Below are 16,737 nucleotides of genomic sequence, written 5' to 3'. Positions count from 1 at the left end.
TCGCAGTAGGCCGGAGTCTGGCCCTGGGGCGTCTCGAAAGCGGCCTGCCGTATTCGGCTTCGGGGAGCCCCGTCCGACACAATGGGCGACGTGACAGAGTCAGGACCGGACCCAGATGCCGAGTGGTGGACAACGAGTGACGTTGCCGCGTATCTGGGGCTGCGGGTTGGCACAGTGAGTTCGTATCGGTTGCGTGGCCAAATGCCAGAGCCTGACATGACGGTCGGCAGGACCCATATTTGGAAGCCTGCTCGGATCATTGAATGGCACGAAGCCCGCCCGCGGCCAGGCATTGGCGGACGGCCGGCGCCTGGGAGCGCCGAACAGTCGGAGTGACAACGAATGGAGCCGGCGTAGTGGTGAAAGCGAAGTCATTGCCTCTCGACGAGATCAGCGCTGAGGTGACTCTGCGGGAAGCATGTGCAATTGCCAGATTCGACTGCGCGGACGCGGAGCTGATTCGGATCGGCTCGAATGCGATATACCGTCTCCGAAATGGGATCATCGCGCGGGTGGCTCGGAGTCATCAGCTGGAGGACATCGCTCGTCGGGAAGTAGCCGTGTCGCGCTGGCTAGCCCAGCATGCTGTGCCCGCTGTTCGCGCGCTGAGCATTGAACAGCCGATTATCACCGCTGATCGTGTTGTGACGTTCTGGGAATCCACGTCCGACGAAACTAGGTTTGGAACCACGAGCGACCTGGCAGACTTGCTGCGTGCACTGCATGGATTGTCGACGCCTGTAGATCTTGATCTTCCAGCCCATGACCCATTCGATCGGGCGAAAGAAAGACTTGCTGTGCTAGAGCATCTGAGTCTAGCGGATCAGCAGTTCCTGCTGAATCGCTGTCAAGAGCTATCCGATGCCTACGTCAAACTGGACTATGAGTTGCCATTTGGCGTGATACACGGTGACGCGAATGTGGGAAATGTTCTAGTAGATGACCAGGGGACCGCGATGTTAGCGGATCTGGATGGGTTCGCTGTTGGCGCTCGGGAATGGGATTTGATCCTAACGGCGATGTTCTTCGAGCGCTACGGCTGGCACACAAGCGAGGAATACGATTCGTTTGTTTCTCGGTACGGGTACGACGTACGTGGCTGGTCAGGTTATGAGACTTTGTGCGACACCAGGGAATTCCTGATGGTCACCTGGCTAGCCCGAAACGCCGAAACCGATGGTCATGCCGCGGGTGAGCTAGCTAAGCGAGTCGCTGCTCTGAGGACTGGGGCTAGCCGTCGTGACTGGCAGCCGCTCTAGCTCTGAGACGCATTCCACAGAGGATGCTCTGCGGCTTCCTCTCTGAGTTCAACAACGGCGCGGTGCGTGGCGAACGGCTTCAGGGCTGATCGGAACTGCCGCACGTACTCAGCGCACCGAGCCGATCGGACCTGTGTCCCGAGCTCCAGTGCAGACTTAGCGACCCGGCAGGCTTCCTCGATGTCAGCATTTCTGCCACCGCCGTCCAGGTGGCCGGCGGCGAGAACCATCGTCACGAAAAAGTCGCTGCGGGCTGAGCTTCCAGATATCCCCCGCTCGGCATATGTGATGGCGTCCGACGAGCGCTGTAGGTCCCGAAAGCAGTGACTAAATTCTGCGCTTAGCTCCACGTCGTTGAAGTAGCTGATCCATTCGGGGTCGTCGCCGGGTCGGCGTTTCTCGAATACGCGGACCGCTTCGCCGAGTGAGCGCTGTGCGCCGACCGCATCGCCGCCAATCGCCAAGGCCCTCGCTTCCATCGCATGGAAATGCGCGGTCAGAGTCGACGTCGCGTGCCCCCGGCTGCCGTTGCGCGCGGCCCGGGCCAGGTTTGCAGCTTCCCTCCCGCGCCCGAGGAAAGTTGCCTGATGGCTCATAGCGTCCAGGATGCTGCTAGCAAGCAGCGTATTCTCGGCCGTCTGAGCCAAACGCAGGGCCTGAATGAAGTACCGCTGAGCGAGGCCGTGCATACCCGCGTCATATGACATCCAAGCGGCCAATAGGGTGGCCTCTGCAATGGCATCGAATAGGTGTCGTCCTATTTGCTCGGAATACTTCCCGACGAGCATCCGGGCCGCATCCGACCTCAGGTACTGAATTAGCGCGCGTCGCGCATGGCCGCCGCCGAAGTTGTTGTCGAGTAGTGAGAAGGCCTCTGTCGTTGCCCTAATCGCCGCAACATCAGATGCGCCGATCTGGCGTCCGGATTCCTGATGGGGCAAGGCATTGGTGCCATTGCGAAGCAACCAGTTCAATGAGGCTTCAGACCACGCACCTGAATTGGCAGGCGCCTCAACAATGCTGCGCGCTTCGTCCAGGTCTGCTCGCCAAAGTGCAGAGAGCGCAGTCACCGCCTCGTGGGGCTGCTCTCCGTACTGGATTCCGAGATTGGGATCGACAGCGACACTGCCAGCGAAACCGAGGTCTGCTGGCGCTAACCTCCGACCCAACTTGGCTCCAAGTACTTCGGCGACGAGGGCCGCCGTTGCACCCCTTGGAGTCATGCCGCTGAGCCATCGGCTAACCGCTGTGTGGTCGGTGCCCAGCGGCTGTCGGCGCTGGGTCGACAGCTCCCGAATGGCGCGAGCTAGGGCCTTGTTCGAGACGCGGGCCTCTTGCATCACGCTCGCCAACCGCTCGTTCGGTTGAGCCTCCCTCAAGATCCCTCCTCTCGCCGGGGTCGGGGGTGTGCACATTTGCGCCCCCATGTGCGCACTGTCACGAGGGTAACGCGGACGGCAGTCTTGCAGTCAGTTCCCAACAGCACTCGGTGTCACCACAGCAGTACCCGTTGACATCGAGTACTGACTCAGTCAGTATTCAAATCTACCCCTCTATGGGGCTCGACGGACGGAGGACCTGATGGAGCTGGCGATTTTTGGACTTGTGCTGCTGGCGGCGCTGGTCTTGATGTGTTGGAAGAACTTCGTTGCCGGACTGGTCGCGCTGATTGCCCTGATGCTGGGCATCACGATCGCGAACAGCGGTGGCCTGTTGGAGCAGCCGTCGCAGGACTTCACGAACGGCACGCGAACCACGATCGGCAAGCTCGGGGACGCCCTGTTCAACCGTGGCGGTGGCCAGTGAGCCGGGCCGGCGGTGTGTTCGCCCGCCTGATCGACGCGCTGTACGCCGCGTCTGACGCCTCGCACCGCGCCCGTGGCTGGGAGGTTCGCCAGGGTGCGTGGGGTGCTCGCCGGTACCGCCTGGATGCACGGGCGTGGTTGGAGGCTCAGCGCCGCGTCGAGGCGTTCGGCTCGAACCCCAGGCCGAGTGACCGTGGCCGACGTGAGCTGGTCCCCGCCGCCGCGTGCGTCCCACGACCAGACCGCCGAAACCGCGCGCCGCGTTCGCAGGAGCGTGGCGTGATGGGTGCCCCGGTGGTGGCCAGGGTGCTGGCGGTGCTGTTCGCGCTATGCGCCGGACTGCCGCTGGCCATGGTCGCGGGTATCGACCTCGGCGCGCGTCACGCCGTGTTCCGGCTGCTGGCGCTGCTGGTGGTGACGATGCAGATCGGCGAGACCGCGTGGCGGTTCGTCTGGGCCGCCGAGGACGGCGAGCGGCTGCTGTCGTACCTGCCCGCGCTGATGCTCGCGGCCGGCGTCCCGATGGCGGTCGCAGCCCACACCGACCACACCGGCCTCGCGGTGGCGATCGGCGGCTCTGTGTCGTCGGTCCTGGCGGCGACGTTGGCGATCAGGTTCGCCGACCGGTCTGCAAGTCAGGCGGTGCAGTCATGACCGCGCTGCATATCGACCGTCCCTGCCAGGTACGTCGTGCCGGAACTGGACGCTGGGAGTGGACCTGTCTGTGTTCGCCTGCGGTGTGGCCGTGCACGGGCCGGGAAGCCACCTTCGATGCCGCTCTGGCTGCGGCCGACTCTCACCTGACGACGGCTCACCCGGCACCGCAGCCCGCGGTGCTGGCCCCGGTGATCGAGCTGGCCGCGTTCCGTCGCCCGGCCGTCCTGGTGGCCGCTGGTGACTTCGGGGGCGAGGCGGCATGACGTTCCCGATCCATGACCCGTTCTGGCCGCCGCTGGTCGGTGCCGACACCTGGTCCCGCGTACTGGGCGAGGCCGGATGGCGCTGCGAGTGCACCGGTGACTGCGGTAGGCCGCACACCAAGTCCGAGCACCGCTGCCCGGTCGATCACGGCCTGAAGCATCGCCTGTCGGTGGTTCCGAGCGACCCGACCGTGACCCTGACCAAGGCCGTCACCGGCGCCGAGCTGGTCGCGATGTGCCCTGCCTGTGCGACCGGCGCCAAGCGCCTCGCTGAGGCCGCCAGCGATGAAGCGACGAACCCCACGACAGACCAACTCGGTCTGTTCGACCTGACCGGAGGCGACGCCGCATGACCACCACCGACACCGCCAACACCACTGTCCGCCCACACCTTCGGGTGCTGCCCGGTCCGCCGGTCCCCGCCCCTGAGCCGGGTCCGGCCCCGGACGGCGACGACGTGAAGGCCGTTGTGCGGCAGGAGTTCGGCAGCCTCGACCTGGTCGGCCTGCCCGGCCCCGAGTACAGCCAAGCCCAGGCTCGCGCCGAGCGTACGCTGCACGCCGCGATCCGCGCCGCCTACGACGACGGAGTAACGGTGCCGTGCCTGACCGACCCCCACACGTGGGACGCGGACGACAACCCGTGCGCTGCCGACATCACGCGGGCCGCGCGGCTGTGCCGGACCGCGTGCCCGGTGTTCGAACAGTGCAACGCCTTCCTGGCGACCCGGCCGCCGGTGTGCGGGATCGTCGCCGGTCGCTTCATCCCTCACAGCACCGACGCGATCGAGCACCGTGCCGCCAGCCACGCTCGCAAAGACGAGGTAGCCCGCCGCGCCGGCGCCGCCCCGGACGCGGCCTGACCCCGAACCGATCTGGAGACGCTGATGAACCGCAAGCGCTACAACGTCACCGCGGCACGAGACCTCGTAATGCGGGTTGCCGAGGGCACCGAGCGCCGCTGTGAGGCGTGCGCGGTGCGCCGGACCCGCCGCCGAATGGACGTGGCCGGTGTGGTGTTCGCGGTCTGCGAGTCGTGCGCCCCGGTGCCGGTGATGGCAATCCTGCCGGCCCGCGACGGCGCTGACTCGACCTGCGACCGAGCCGACTTCGAGGACACGGCCTGATGCCCGCGCAGAACCAGGAGCAACCGATGAACGACGCGAAGCTGATCCAGCACGCCGACGATGCCTACGAGGCGATCCGCGCCCTCAACCACGGCACCTACCGCACGATCCCCGCCCCGCTGGCCTACGACGTTCTCGGCAACCTGCAAGCCATGGGGTTCGGCCTTGCACAGTTGGCCGGACAGCTTGCCAGAGGGCTGCGGGTGTCACTGACCGAGTACGACGTATACGACCGCAACCGCGACCCGGCCGCCAGCGTCGCGATGGCCCACGAGGCACTAATGCAGGCCGCCGAGCGTGCCCGTGGCGGTGCCGAACTGCTGGCCGCCGCACAGTCGGCCATCAACGCCCAGGGCTACAACCTCACCGACACCGACGAGCACGAGGAGGACCAGCGATGAGCACGGCACTGGTTGCCCCCAGCAACGCGAAGCCGTCCGGGGTGGACAAGTTGCGCGCGACCGCTGCGAGCGCGTCGCAGGTCCGGGCGCTGTCCACTCACCCTGACGTGGTCGCGCTGCGGGTCGAGTCGATCCGCAAGCAGGTGGACGTGTTGATGTGGCTGGGCATCGTGCTTGGTCTGGCGTTCACGATGGTCAACGTCCAGGCGTTCGCCGCCCAGGGTGCGGCGGTGTTGTCGCTGCCGTGGTTCGCGGCCTGGCTGCTGGACCCGATGGTGTCGCTGGTGCTGATCGCGGTCCTTCGCGCCGAACAGGTCACCGCCCGCTACCAGGTCCGCGACGCTGGCAAGTGGATCAGCCGGACGAAGCGGTTCGCGTTCGCCGCGACGTACGCGATGAACACCTGGGCGTCGTTGCACAGGGTCGACCTGGCCGGGATCGTGCTGCACTCGGTGCCGCCACTGCTGGTGTACTGCGCCGCCGAAACCGGCCCGGTGCTGCGCGACCGGCTCACCGAAGCCGTTCTGCGCGCCGAACAGGCCGCCGCGCTGGCCAACCCCACCCGGGCCACCGAACCGCTCACCGACCCGGCCACCCCGCTACTCGAGTCGCCGAACCCGGCGCCGGTCGAACCCGCGGCCACTGCGCCGGCGCCCGCCCCGAAGCCGAACCCGGCGACCAGGCGGCCCGCGCGGAAGCCCGCACAGCGCCCGGCCGGGAAGCGGACCGGCAAGACGACCGGCAAGGACAAGGCCCGCGCGCACTGGGATGCCGAGCTGGCGGGCGGGCGGGAGCCGAGCGGCGGCGAGCTGGCCCGGGTCGCCGATGTTGACCCGTCGTTGGGGCGCCGGTGGGCACGCGACTGGAAGACCGAGAACACCCCAACCGCGGCGGCCGACATCACACCGGCCGCGACGACCGAGAACCCGCAGACCGACAGCGAAAACGAGACGAGCGAGGAGGCCGCCTGATGCGATTCATCGGCAGCAGAAACCAGGACCGCGACGAGCGGCCCAACGACGACAACGAGCACACCGCCATGGGTGAGGTCGTCCCGCTGCACCGCGATGTGCCCGCGCCCGACCACAGCCCGGACCAGGACGAGCCGGAACGGGACGAGCGGGTGCAGGACGAGCCGCGGGTGCAGGACGTGGTGGCCCGCGAGGTCCCATCCGCGCGGCCTGCCGACTACGAGATCGATGACGACGGCGAGGAAGCCCCGGCGGTGCTGCCGGTGGACCCGGCGCCGGGCACGGTCCCGGGGCTTTTCCCGTGGGACCGCACCGACAACCGCCGCGACGTGCTGCCGCTGTGGCTGACCGACGCCGCGACCCGCACGGCGGCCATCGCGTGGGCCAAGGAGATGGCCAAGCACAAGGCGAAGTACCACGCGGCCCGGACACCGCTGTATGCGGGCAGGGTCGCGGTGCGGGTGCCGCGCGGCGGGGCGCGGGTGCTGCGCGACTACACCCGCTGGGTCACCGATGCCGAGACCCGGCCGCTGCGGGCCGAGGCGGTCCGCAAGGCCGACGCGATCGAGCACATGAAACTGGCCCAGCGGACCGCCGAGCGGCAGAAGGCACGGCTGATGCTGTCGGCGGGTGCGGCGGTCCCGGTCCTGGCGGGACTCGCGGTGGTCTGTTTCGCCGCCCCGGTCCCGGTCGCGGTCCTGCTCGCTCTGGGTGCCGCGTCCTGGCTGGGGGTCCGGGGCGGGACTGCCGACAAGCCGCTGATCGGTCGTGCCGTGGTCACGGGCAAGGTCCCGGAACTGACCAGCGACATGATCATCCGCGCACTCGGCAGCCTGAACAACTCGCTGCTCAACGCGGCGGTCAAGTCCGGTCGCGGGATCACGTTCCCGAACCCGATCCACCGCGACGGTCCGGGATGGCGGGCCGACATCGACCTTCCGCACGGCGTGACGGCGGCCGACATCATGGAGAAGCGGTCCGCGGTCGCGTCGGCGCTGCGCCGGCCGCTGGGCTGCGTGTGGCCCGACCCGGACCCGGACCAGCACGAGGGCCGCCTCATCTTGTGGGTGGGGGACAAGGACATGGCCAAGACCCCGCCGGTGGCGTGGCCGCTGGCCAAGGCGGGCAAGGCCTCGATGTTCGAGCCGTTCCCGTTCGCGACCGACCAGCGAGGCCGCCCGGTCCACCTGTTGCTGATGTTCGGCAACATGCTGATCGGTGCGATGCCGCGGTTCGGCAAGACGTTCGCGCTGCGGGTGGTCCTGCTCGCCGCCGCGCTGGACCCGACCGTCGAGATGTACGTCTACGAACTGAAGGGCACCGGCGACCTGGACGCGCTGGAGCAGGTCGCGCACCGGTTCCACTCCGGTCCCGGTGACGACAAGTCCCTGGACGCGACGATGGCGGGACTGCGCGAGGTACACAAGGAACTGGAGTCCCGCGCCCACGCTCTCAAGCGGCTCCCGGTCGATCTGCGCAAGGAGAACAAGGTCACGCCCGAGATCGCCGCGAAGCGGTCCCTGGGTCTGTACCCGATCGTGGTCGCGATCGATGAGTGCCAGGAACTGTTCTCCGACAAGACCCACGGCGCCGAAGCCGAGGACTTGTGCCTGGACATCATCAAGCGGGGTCCCGCCCTCGGGATCATGCTGGTCCTGGCCACGCAGCGCCCGGACAAGGACTCGCTGCCGACCGGGGTGTCGGCGAACGCGGGTATCCGGTACTGCCTGCGGGTGATGGGCCAGACCGAGAACGACATGGTCCTGGGCACGTCGTCGTACAAGAACGGGCTCAACGCCGCCGCGTTCACCCTTAAGGACAAGGGAATCGGCATCCTCAAGGGTCACGCCGACGCCCACCAGGTGGCCCGGTCCTACTACATCGACGGTCCCGCCGCTGAGCAGATCATCAAGCGCGCCCGCGCGCTGCGGGAGAAGGCCGGGACCATCACCGGGCACGCGGCCGGCGAGACCCCGGACATCGAGGCGAGACCGCAGTTCTCGCTGCTGGACGACATCGCCGCCGTGCTCGCCCCGGGCGAGGACAAGGTGTGGTCAGAGACCGTGTGCGCCCGGCTGGGCGACCTGCGACCCGAGGTGTACCGCGGCTGGGACGCAACCCAGCTGGCCGCGGCACTCAAGCCGCACAGCGTCCCGACCGCGCAGGTGTGGCTGACCGACGAGTCCGGCAAGGGCGCCAACAAGCGCGGCTTCGCCCGCGCCGACCTGGCCAAGGCCCGCACCGCCGAACAAGCCAGAAAGGTCACACAGCGTGATGGCTCTGGTGAGGGCGAGGTGGGCGCCTAACGCCCTGACAACTCCCTGACAACAGCCACGTTCGGCTGACGCCCGCGACGGCCTAGCGGGGCCGGGGAATCACGGGGATTCCTAGCACCTGGGCCCGCTAGACCTAGCACCTCCGCTAGCGACCCGAAACCACCCGTGACCTGCGGTAACGCCGGGTCTAACGGGTCCGCGAAGCCATGCCGAAAACAGCCCAAAACAGGCCCTAGGAGCCGCTTTGACCCCCCTCGCAACCGCTAGTGCTAGCCCAACCCCCGATCGACCCGCACAGGGCCACAGGAGACCGCTCATGCGCACTCTCACCACCACCGTCCGCGCTATCCTTAATCGCCTCTATAGTGACTCTCCGCAACCGATGAGCGGGTTCGGGCCGTTCGGCCGGACCCTGCCGCCGAAGGTCGGGCCGCGCCACGTCCCGACCGACGACGTGGCGATCGGTGTGGACGCCACCGGCCGGGCGGTGCACATCCCGCGTGGCCACACCATGATCGTGGGCGACCCGCGCACCCTGGTCACCACCGCCGTACGCACCGTCGCGCTCCACCACGCCCGGTTCCCCGCCACCCGCTTCCACATCTACGAACCGGACGGGTACTGGGAACTGGCCGCGATGCAGGGCTTGGCGCACCGCTTCATCACCACCGCCGGCCACGGCGGCCGGACGGCGCGAGTCGTGATCGATGACCTGACCGAGCTGGCCGCAGAGATCGACCGGCGCGCGAAGGTGCTCGCCAAGCTGAACGCCGACATCGCCGCCGCCGGCCTCGACCTGCTGCACATCGCCAGCATCCCCGCGCTGCACAGGCTCTTGCCGACCGCGCTGCCTCGCAAGCTGCTCGCGGCCGGGATCGACGTGGACCTGACCGGGCTGGCGCGCCACGTCGTCGTGATCGGCGACGCGATCCGCTGGGTGCACAGCGACGACGACGGCCAGGCGTTCACCGACGCACTGGTCCGGGTAGCCATCCGTGGTCGCGCGGCCGGTGTCAGTCTCGTGCTGGGGGTCCGTTCCCCGTACCTGGGCTATCTGCCGATCGACCTGATCGACGCGATGGAAACCCGGGTCGCGCTCCGGTTGCGCGACCCCGAGCACGCCGACCGGGTCCTGGGACCCACCGCCCGGGACACCGGGGCCGACGCGACCGACCTGGGCGACAGTGCCCGCGGGGTCTGCTGGATCGCCGACAACCCCGCCGGCGCGGCCGAACCCACGGCCTACCGACAGGCGCAGATCTACGCCACCGACCCGTACCTGTTCAAGGCCGACTGCCAGCGGCTGGCCCGCACCCGGCGCCGCGAGAACCGGCTCACCGGCGACGCGCTGGCCGCCAACTCGCGCGGGGGTCGCCGGTGAGACCCGCCCTGTACCCCCTCGTGCCGGACGCGGTCTCGCTGACCGCGTTGATCACCGCCGGTGGCGCGTTCCTGCTGATCGTCGTCGGCGCCTCGATCAGCTTCCTGTACCTGGTCACCTGCCGCATCTGGCCATTCCGGGGATGCCGACGCTGCAAGGGACTCGGCAGGCTGCGCGCCCCCAACGGCAAGGCCTGGCGCGACTGCCCCCGCTGCAAAGGCACCGGCCGCCGACTCCGCATCGGGCGACGCCTGTGGAACCACGCCGAACGCGCCAAACGCAACGCCATCTAGCCCAACCCGCGATACCGAGAGGACCCGACCGACATGGCCAAGACCAAGAAGAAGCTCAGCCCGCGCGAGCAGTACGACGCCGCGCTGGCCGACCTGAACCGCTACTCCGACAACAACGAAACCACCGGCGCGCTCAAGGCCCGGCAGCGGTTCGAGAAGGCCGCCGGGCGCGTGCGGTGGTGGCACCGATGACCACCACCGTCACCCGCACGGCATTCGCCGGCCACCAGCCGCTCCAGCTGATGACCGAGGCGTACCGGGCGCGGGCCGCGGCCCACGCCAAGCACGGCCCGAACAGCATCGAGGCACTGTCGCCGGACTCGCCGCGCTGGCTGCCGGTCCTGGTCGAGGAAGTCGGCGAGATCGCCAACACCCTCACCTACGACGGCCCGAGCCACCGCACCCGCGCCGAACTGATCGACGTCCTGGCCGTGGTCACGGCCTGGCTCGACGCCCTCGACACCACCCGCAAACCCCGCACCGTCACTCGACCGGAAGGCAAGTAGGAGCCATGAGCAACGAAACGATCATCACCATCGTCGGCAACCTGACCGATGACCCCGAACTCCGGTTCACCCCGTCCGGTGCCGCGCTGGCCCGGTTCTCGATCGCCTCGACCCCGCGCCGCTTCGACAAGGCGTCGGGGGAGTACGTGGACGGAGACACCCTGTTCCTGCGGGCCACCGCATGGCGTCAGGTCGCCGAGAACGCCGCCGAATCTCTCCAGCGCGGCCAGCGCGTCATCGCGACCGGGCGGCTGCGGCAGTCGAACTGGGAGACCCCCGAAGGTGACAAGCGGACCTCGATCGACCTGGAGGTTGACGAGATCGGCCCGTCGCTCACGTTCGCGACCGCCAAGGTCACAAAGACCACCCGCGCCAGCAAGACCAGCGGGAATCCCGACGACCCGTTCACCAACGCGAACCGCCAGCCCGTCACCGCCGGAGCGCCCGCCGGTGACGGGGCCGGCGCGAGCGACCCGTGGGCGAGCCGGGGCATGGACGAACCGCCCTTCTGACCCCGCCCGACCCATCTAGCCCGGCGGCCGGGCCGTGGACCACCTGACCGGCCCGGCCGCCGACACCACTCCGAACCCGACGCGCATCGCCCTCACACGACTTGGAGGAACCGTGATCCCGAACCTGTCCACAGCGCTCGACGCGGCCCGGCGCGGCTGGCCGGTGTTCCCACTCGCGCCCGGCGCGAAGGTGCCCGCCATCCCCGCGTGGGAGAGCGCCGCGACCACCGACGAAGACCGGCTGACGCGCTGGTGGACCTGGCCCGGTCACGCCCGCCACGGCGTAGCAATCGCCTGCGGACCCGCAGGTCTGGTCGTGATCGATCTCGACAAGCCCAAGCCCGGCCAGACCCCGCCGGAACGATGGAACCTGCCGGGGATCACCCACGGATACGACGTGTTCGCCACCGTGGCCGCTGAAGCCGGTCAAGGGCTGGTCCTGGACACCTACACAGTGCGAACGGGGCGTGGTGGGTTCCACCTGTACTACGAGGCTCCGTCCGGGGTCGAGCTGCGCAACACCGACGGTGAGCGTGGCCGGGGACTCGGCTGGCTAGTCGACACCCGCGCGGCTGGTGGCTATGTCGTGGCCGCCGGGACGGTTGTCAACGGCAACCGCTACGACCTGGTGTACGACGAGACGCCCGCGCCACTGGCCGGCTGGCTCACACACCTGCTCACCCCATCGCCGACCCCGGTCAATCTGGCCGGGCCCGTGCAGCTGCGCACCGGCCGCCACTCGACCTACCTCGATCGTGCGATCGCGGCCGAATGCGGCCACGTCGCCACGGCGCCTGAGGGCGAACGGAACAAGGCGTTGTTCATCGCGGCTCAGAACCTGGGCCAGCTCGCCGCAGGAGGCGCGCTCAGCGCCGACGACATACGCGCCGCGCTGACGGCCGCTGCCGCCACCCAGATCGCGGCAGGCGCCTACACCGAAACCCAAGCCGACAAGACAATCACCTCCGGTCTGAGTGCCGGTGCGAAACGACCCCGGAAGGTAGCTGCCTGATGAGTTTCGCGATGAGCTGGACCGACCTGTTCTGCGGTGCCGGGGGATCGAGCACCGGCGCGATCCAGGTGCCCGGGGTGACCGTGCGGATGGCCGCCAACCATTGGCGGCTCGCAGTGGACACCCACAACACCAACCACCCGACGACCGACCACGACTGCGCCGACCTGTCGCAGGTCGAGCCGAGCCGCTACCCGTCCACGCAGGGACTGTGGATCTCACCGGAGTGTACGAACCACTCGATCGCCAAGGCCCGCAAACGCAACATCGACGCCACGCCTGACCTGTTCGGCGAGACGCTGCCGGACGAGGCTGCCGAGCGGTCGCGGGCGACGATGTGGGACGTTTTGCGGTTCACCGAGTACCACCGCTACCCGGTCGTGATCGTGGAGAACGTCGTGGACGCGGCCAAGTGGGTGCTGTGGCCGTCGTGGCGGGCAGGGTTCGACGCGCTCGGCTACTGCCTGCACGTCGTCTACCTGAACTCGATGCACGCCCAGGCCGGCGGGCAGCCCGCGCCGCAATCCCGCGACCGCCTGTACGTCGTGGCGCACCTGAAGAAGACCCGCTGCCCAGACCTGAACCGCTGGACCCGGCCGCTGGCGTACTGCCCCGGATGTGACGAGCTGGTCCGCGCGATGCAGGCCTGGAAGAAGCCCGACAAGGTGTGGGGCCGCTACCGCGCGCAGTACGTGTGGCGCTGCCCGCACGTCACGTGCCGCAACACCGTGGTCGAGCCGGGCTGGCTGCCCGCCGCATCCGCGATCGACTGGACCCTGCCCGGTGAGCGGATCGGCGACAAGACCCGCCCACTAGCCGACAAGACGATGCAGCGGATCGCCGACGCGCTTGAACGGCAAGCCCGGATGGGAGCGCCGCTGGTCGTGCCGATGGAAGGCCGCGACGGCAAACAGGCCATGCCCGTCACCGCAGTACTGCGGACCCAGACGACGCGCAACGAGAACGCCCTGCTGGTGCCCGCCGGGGGGACCTGGAACGACGCCGCGACCGGGGTCATGGACGTGATGCGGACCCGGACCGCGACCGAGTCCGAAGCGCTCGTTGTGCCGCTGCGGGCCAACAACACCGCCAAGGGCATCGGGCAGGTGTTCGACACGTTCGCTGCCTCAGGCAACCACCACGGCCTGTTGATGCCGTACTACGGCAACGCGACCGCCCGGACGACAAACGACCCGCACGGCACTTTCACCACCCGCGACCGGTTCGCCCTTGTGATGCGTCACAACACCGGCGGTGCCGAGATGTGCACCCCGGCCGGGGAGGCGCTGCGGACCCTGACGACCGCGGGGCATCAGTCGGTCCTCGAGTACGCGACCCCGGCCGTCGAGGACTGCCTGTTCCGGATGTTGGAGCCGCACGAGATCGCTGCCGGGATGGCGTTCACCCCCGGCTATGTCGTGCTCGGCAACAAGCGCGAACGAGTCCGCCAGCTCGGCAACGCCGTCACCCCACCCGCCGCGCGCGACCTGATCGCCGCGACCGCCGAAGCGCTCGGCTACGACGTAGGCGACCTCACCGGCGGGCAGGCGGTGGCTGCCTGATGACCGCCAACCCCGTCCAGCCAGGCCAGGACAACGTACGGATGCTGCATCCGTTCGCCGACGCTTGGACCGCTGATCGGCTGCTCGACACCGAGTTTCCCGAACCGGCGTGGGCGATCCCCGGCATCGTGCCCGAAGGACTCTCGGTGCTCGCGGGGGCGCCGAAAGTCGGCAAGTCCTGGCTCGCCTTGTGCTGGGCGCTGTCCGTCGCCGCCGGTGGTCTCGCGCTTGGGTCTCTCCAGTGCGACGTAGGCCCCGTGCTGTACCTCGCGCTGGAAGACAACCCGCGCCGACTGCAGCGACGCATCCGCACCGTCCTCGACGGCGCGCCTGCACCGTCCGGGCTGCACCTGGCCACGGACTGCCCGGCGCTGGGAGCGGGTGGCAGCGCCGACATCGCGGGATGGCTGGACTACTTCCCCACTGCCCGCATGGTCGTTATCGACGTGTTCGCCAAGGTGCGCGGCCAGGTCGCCGGGTCCAACGCCTACGCCGACGACTACCGCGCCACCGGCCTCGCCAAGACCATCGCCGACCGATACGAAGTCGCCGTGGTCCTGGTGCACCACGTACGCAAAATGGGCGCCGAAGACTTCCTCGAAGAACTCTCCGGCACCAACGGCATCGCCGGGGCCGCAGACACCGTCCACGTCCTCAGACGCGAACGCTACGAAGCCGACGGCACCTTGGCCACCACCGGCCGCGACGTAGAAGAAACCAAGCGCGCACTCCACCAAGACCCGACGACACAGGCCTGGACCCTGCTCGACGGCCCCGCGCTCGACCACACCGTGCACGACACAAGCGCAACCATCCTGCGCTACGTCCGAGGTCACCAAGGCGCCAGCCCGAAAGAGATCGCTGACGCTGTCGAGCTTGACGCTCAGAACGTACGGCGCACCTGTGCACGGATGGAGAAACGCGGCCACCTGCTCCGCGTCGGCGACGGCAGATACGCCGCACCCCCAGAGGACGGGACAGATGATCTGCCGTGATGTGTCCCACCTGTCCCACCTGTCCTGGCAACGCTCTGACCTGCGGTTTTACCCCCGAAGAGGTGGGACAGCGCTCACGCCAGCCTGTCTCACCTGTCCCACCAACCGACCGAACCGATGCTCTGATCGAAGGAGATTCACAGATGACCACCACCCCGATTACCGGCCGGACCCGGATGACCGTCGCTGAGGTTTGCGATGACCTGGGCATCTCCCGCTCGACCTTCTACGAATGGCGCACCAAGGGCACCGGACCGCGCTGCATCAAGCTGCCGAATGGCGAGATCCGTGTCCGCCGCACTGAACTCGAAAGCTGGCTCGACAGCCGGGAGGAGGCGGCCTGATGGCGACCAGCTTTGACGTGCGGATCTCCGCAAAAATCCAGAAGAACAAGCTCGCCAAAGGCAAATTCAGCTACACCGTCCGCTGGCGAGTGGGAGGGCAGCCGTTCAAGAAGAACTTCCAGGTGCGCACCCTCGCAGACAGCGATCGTTCGAAGCTGGTTAGCGCGGTTCGCGATGGTGAGGCTTTCGACCTCGACACCGGTCGGCCTGTCTCTGAGTCCAGAATCCGCGACGAGGTGAGTTGGTACACCTTCGCCTGCAAGTACGTCGATCTGAAGTGGTCGAGGGCTGCCGCAACGACTCGACGCAGCACGAGCGACGCGTTGGTGTCAGTGACCGCCGCGATGCTCGCTGGCGGCCGGGGAAAGCCCGACGACAAGGTAATCCGTGCCGCACTACATGGCTGGGCATTCAACACGACGCGGCGCAACGCTGAACTACCGAAGGATGTGAAGGTCGTTCTGGTGTGGGTCGAGAAGAACTGCAAACCTGTCTCGACTCTCGGCAAGCCGGAAGTGATTCGGGCGGCACTCGATGCGCTGGCCAGCCGGTTGGACGGCAAGCCGGCGGCGGCCACTGTCACCGCGAGAAAGCGCGCCGTCCTGTCGAACGCCCTTGACTATGCCGTCGAACTAAAGCTCCTCGAACGCAATCCGATCGGCTCCATCAAGTGGTCAGCGCCGAAGCAGACGACCGGCGCCGTCGATCCGCGATCAGTCGTCAACCCCACACAAGCCAGGGCGTTACTGAAGGCGGTCGGTGAGATGCCACGAAGCGGGCCGCGAATGGTGGCTTTCTTTGCGGTGATGTACTTCTCTGCGCTGCGACCCGGTGAAGCCGTTGACCTTCGGAAGTCGAACCTGTCGCTACCAGCGACCGGGTGGGGAGTGCTGCACATCGAAGAATCAAACCCGTACGCGGGTGCACGGTGGACAGACTCTGGGAAGGATCGGGATCAGCGGCAGCTCAAGCACCGCGCTGTGGGTGAAAGTCGGCCGGTGCCTTGCCCTCCCGAACTGACCGAGATTCTGCATCGGCACCTTGTCGAGCGCGGCACAGATACCGATGGCCGGCTGTTCTGGGCTGAACGAGGAGGCGAGCTACCGGCGGTCACCTACCAGACGATGTGGCGCAAAGTCCGGGAGCGCGTATTCGGTGTCGAGGTCGCCCGGCAATCTCCGCTCGCCAAGCGCCCATACGACCTTCGGCACGCTGCTGTCTCCACCTGGCTGGCGAGCGGCGTGGAGCCGCCGCGAGTAGCCGAGTGGGCAGGGCACAGCGTTGATGTGCTCCTGCGGGTCTATGCGAAGTGCCTGGACGGTCAGGAGGAGGTTGCCAGGAAGCGGATCGAGGCGGCTCTGAAGACCTGATCCA

General features: G+C 68.0%; 21 protein-coding genes. 20 read left to right on the top strand and 1 reads right to left on the bottom strand.

The window, feature by feature from the left end:
* Window positions 1-356 precede the first annotated feature (356 nt).
* Window positions 357-1,259 (top strand): phosphotransferase family protein, encoded by a 903-nt coding sequence (locus ACXC9Q_RS18785; RefSeq protein ID WP_457057872.1) that lies wholly within the window; start codon window positions 357-359, stop codon window positions 1,257-1,259.
* Here the strand turns inward: ACXC9Q_RS18785 and ACXC9Q_RS18780 are convergent.
* Window positions 1,256-2,638 carry a hypothetical protein gene (locus tag ACXC9Q_RS18780; RefSeq protein ID WP_457057870.1) on the bottom strand — a complete coding sequence of 461 codons (1,383 nt, stop codon included), beginning with the start codon at window positions 2,636-2,638 and terminating at the stop codon, window positions 1,256-1,258. The two genes, ACXC9Q_RS18785 and ACXC9Q_RS18780, sit on opposite strands and share 4 nt — an antisense overlap.
* A gap of 202 nt (window positions 2,639-2,840) precedes the next feature.
* Between ACXC9Q_RS18780 and ACXC9Q_RS18775 the strand changes: the two genes are divergently transcribed.
* From ACXC9Q_RS18775 to ACXC9Q_RS18685, 19 genes are all read left to right on the top strand, one after another.
* Window positions 2,841-3,065 carry a hypothetical protein gene (locus tag ACXC9Q_RS18775; RefSeq protein WP_457057869.1) on the top strand — a complete coding sequence of 75 codons (225 nt, stop codon included), beginning with the start codon at window positions 2,841-2,843 and terminating at the stop codon, window positions 3,063-3,065.
* A complete protein-coding gene (locus ACXC9Q_RS18770) occupies window positions 3,062-3,718 on the top strand; it encodes a hypothetical protein (protein ID WP_457057868.1) in 657 nt (218 codons plus the stop codon). The genes ACXC9Q_RS18775 and ACXC9Q_RS18770 overlap by 4 nt, the downstream gene beginning before the upstream one ends.
* Complete coding sequence (locus ACXC9Q_RS18765) at window positions 3,715-3,984, top strand: hypothetical protein (protein ID WP_457057867.1); 270 nt, start codon at window positions 3,715-3,717, stop codon at window positions 3,982-3,984. The genes ACXC9Q_RS18770 and ACXC9Q_RS18765 overlap by 4 nt, the downstream gene beginning before the upstream one ends.
* Complete coding sequence (locus ACXC9Q_RS18760; protein ID WP_457057866.1) at window positions 3,981-4,337, top strand: hypothetical protein; 357 nt, start codon at window positions 3,981-3,983, stop codon at window positions 4,335-4,337. The genes ACXC9Q_RS18765 and ACXC9Q_RS18760 overlap by 4 nt, the downstream gene beginning before the upstream one ends.
* The gene (locus tag ACXC9Q_RS18755; protein WP_457057865.1) at window positions 4,334-4,846 is read left to right on the top strand and encodes a hypothetical protein; all 513 of its coding nucleotides are present in this window, start codon (window positions 4,334-4,336) and stop codon (window positions 4,844-4,846) included. The genes ACXC9Q_RS18760 and ACXC9Q_RS18755 overlap by 4 nt, the downstream gene beginning before the upstream one ends.
* A gap of 24 nt (window positions 4,847-4,870) precedes the next feature.
* Window positions 4,871-5,110, top strand: coding sequence for a hypothetical protein (locus ACXC9Q_RS18750; RefSeq protein WP_457057864.1), 240 nt, complete (start codon window positions 4,871-4,873; stop codon window positions 5,108-5,110).
* A 26-nt stretch (window positions 5,111-5,136) separates the two neighbouring features.
* The gene (locus ACXC9Q_RS18745; protein WP_457057863.1) at window positions 5,137-5,511 is read left to right on the top strand and encodes a hypothetical protein; all 375 of its coding nucleotides are present in this window, start codon (window positions 5,137-5,139) and stop codon (window positions 5,509-5,511) included.
* Window positions 5,508-6,482: a hypothetical protein gene (locus tag ACXC9Q_RS18740; RefSeq protein WP_457057862.1), complete on the top strand. Its 975-nt coding sequence runs from the start codon at window positions 5,508-5,510 to the stop codon at window positions 6,480-6,482. Before ACXC9Q_RS18745 ends, ACXC9Q_RS18740 begins: the two co-directional genes overlap by 4 nt.
* Window positions 6,482-8,788, top strand: coding sequence for an FtsK/SpoIIIE domain-containing protein (locus tag ACXC9Q_RS18735; protein WP_457057861.1), 2,307 nt, complete (start codon window positions 6,482-6,484; stop codon window positions 8,786-8,788). The genes ACXC9Q_RS18740 and ACXC9Q_RS18735 overlap by 1 nt, the downstream gene beginning before the upstream one ends.
* Window positions 8,789-9,140: 352 nt before the next feature.
* Window positions 9,141-10,139, top strand: a complete 999-nt coding sequence (locus ACXC9Q_RS18730) for a hypothetical protein (protein WP_457057860.1) — start codon at window positions 9,141-9,143, stop codon at window positions 10,137-10,139.
* Window positions 10,136-10,432 (top strand): hypothetical protein, encoded by a 297-nt coding sequence (locus ACXC9Q_RS18725; RefSeq protein ID WP_457057859.1) that lies wholly within the window; start codon window positions 10,136-10,138, stop codon window positions 10,430-10,432. Before ACXC9Q_RS18730 ends, ACXC9Q_RS18725 begins: the two co-directional genes overlap by 4 nt.
* A gap of 33 nt (window positions 10,433-10,465) precedes the next feature.
* Entirely contained in the window at window positions 10,466-10,624 is a 159-nt protein-coding gene (locus tag ACXC9Q_RS18720; RefSeq protein ID WP_457057858.1) for a hypothetical protein, read from the top strand.
* Window positions 10,621-10,938, top strand: a complete 318-nt coding sequence (locus ACXC9Q_RS18715; protein ID WP_457057856.1) for a hypothetical protein — start codon at window positions 10,621-10,623, stop codon at window positions 10,936-10,938. The genes ACXC9Q_RS18720 and ACXC9Q_RS18715 overlap by 4 nt, the downstream gene beginning before the upstream one ends.
* A 5-nt stretch (window positions 10,939-10,943) precedes the next feature.
* Window positions 10,944-11,450, top strand: a complete 507-nt coding sequence (locus tag ACXC9Q_RS18710) for a single-stranded DNA-binding protein (RefSeq protein ID WP_457057855.1) — start codon at window positions 10,944-10,946, stop codon at window positions 11,448-11,450.
* 112 nt (window positions 11,451-11,562) lie between these two features.
* Window positions 11,563-12,462, top strand: coding sequence for a bifunctional DNA primase/polymerase (locus ACXC9Q_RS18705; protein WP_457057854.1), 900 nt, complete (start codon window positions 11,563-11,565; stop codon window positions 12,460-12,462).
* Complete coding sequence (locus ACXC9Q_RS18700) at window positions 12,462-14,024, top strand: DNA cytosine methyltransferase (RefSeq protein WP_457057853.1); 1,563 nt, start codon at window positions 12,462-12,464, stop codon at window positions 14,022-14,024. The genes ACXC9Q_RS18705 and ACXC9Q_RS18700 overlap by 1 nt, the downstream gene beginning before the upstream one ends.
* Complete coding sequence (locus ACXC9Q_RS18695) at window positions 14,024-15,019, top strand: AAA family ATPase (protein WP_457057852.1); 996 nt, start codon at window positions 14,024-14,026, stop codon at window positions 15,017-15,019. Before ACXC9Q_RS18700 ends, ACXC9Q_RS18695 begins: the two co-directional genes overlap by 1 nt.
* Window positions 15,020-15,162: 143 nt before the next feature.
* The gene (locus ACXC9Q_RS18690; protein ID WP_457057851.1) at window positions 15,163-15,363 is read left to right on the top strand and encodes a helix-turn-helix transcriptional regulator; all 201 of its coding nucleotides are present in this window, start codon (window positions 15,163-15,165) and stop codon (window positions 15,361-15,363) included.
* Complete coding sequence (locus ACXC9Q_RS18685) at window positions 15,363-16,733, top strand: tyrosine-type recombinase/integrase (RefSeq protein ID WP_457057850.1); 1,371 nt, start codon at window positions 15,363-15,365, stop codon at window positions 16,731-16,733. Before ACXC9Q_RS18690 ends, ACXC9Q_RS18685 begins: the two co-directional genes overlap by 1 nt.
* The last annotated feature ends 4 nt before the right edge of the window (window positions 16,734-16,737 follow it).

The organism is Kribbella sp. CWNU-51, assembly GCF_054073265.1.
Note: the sequence above shows the minus strand (reverse complement) of the source record. Positions and strands in the feature narration are given on the sequence as shown.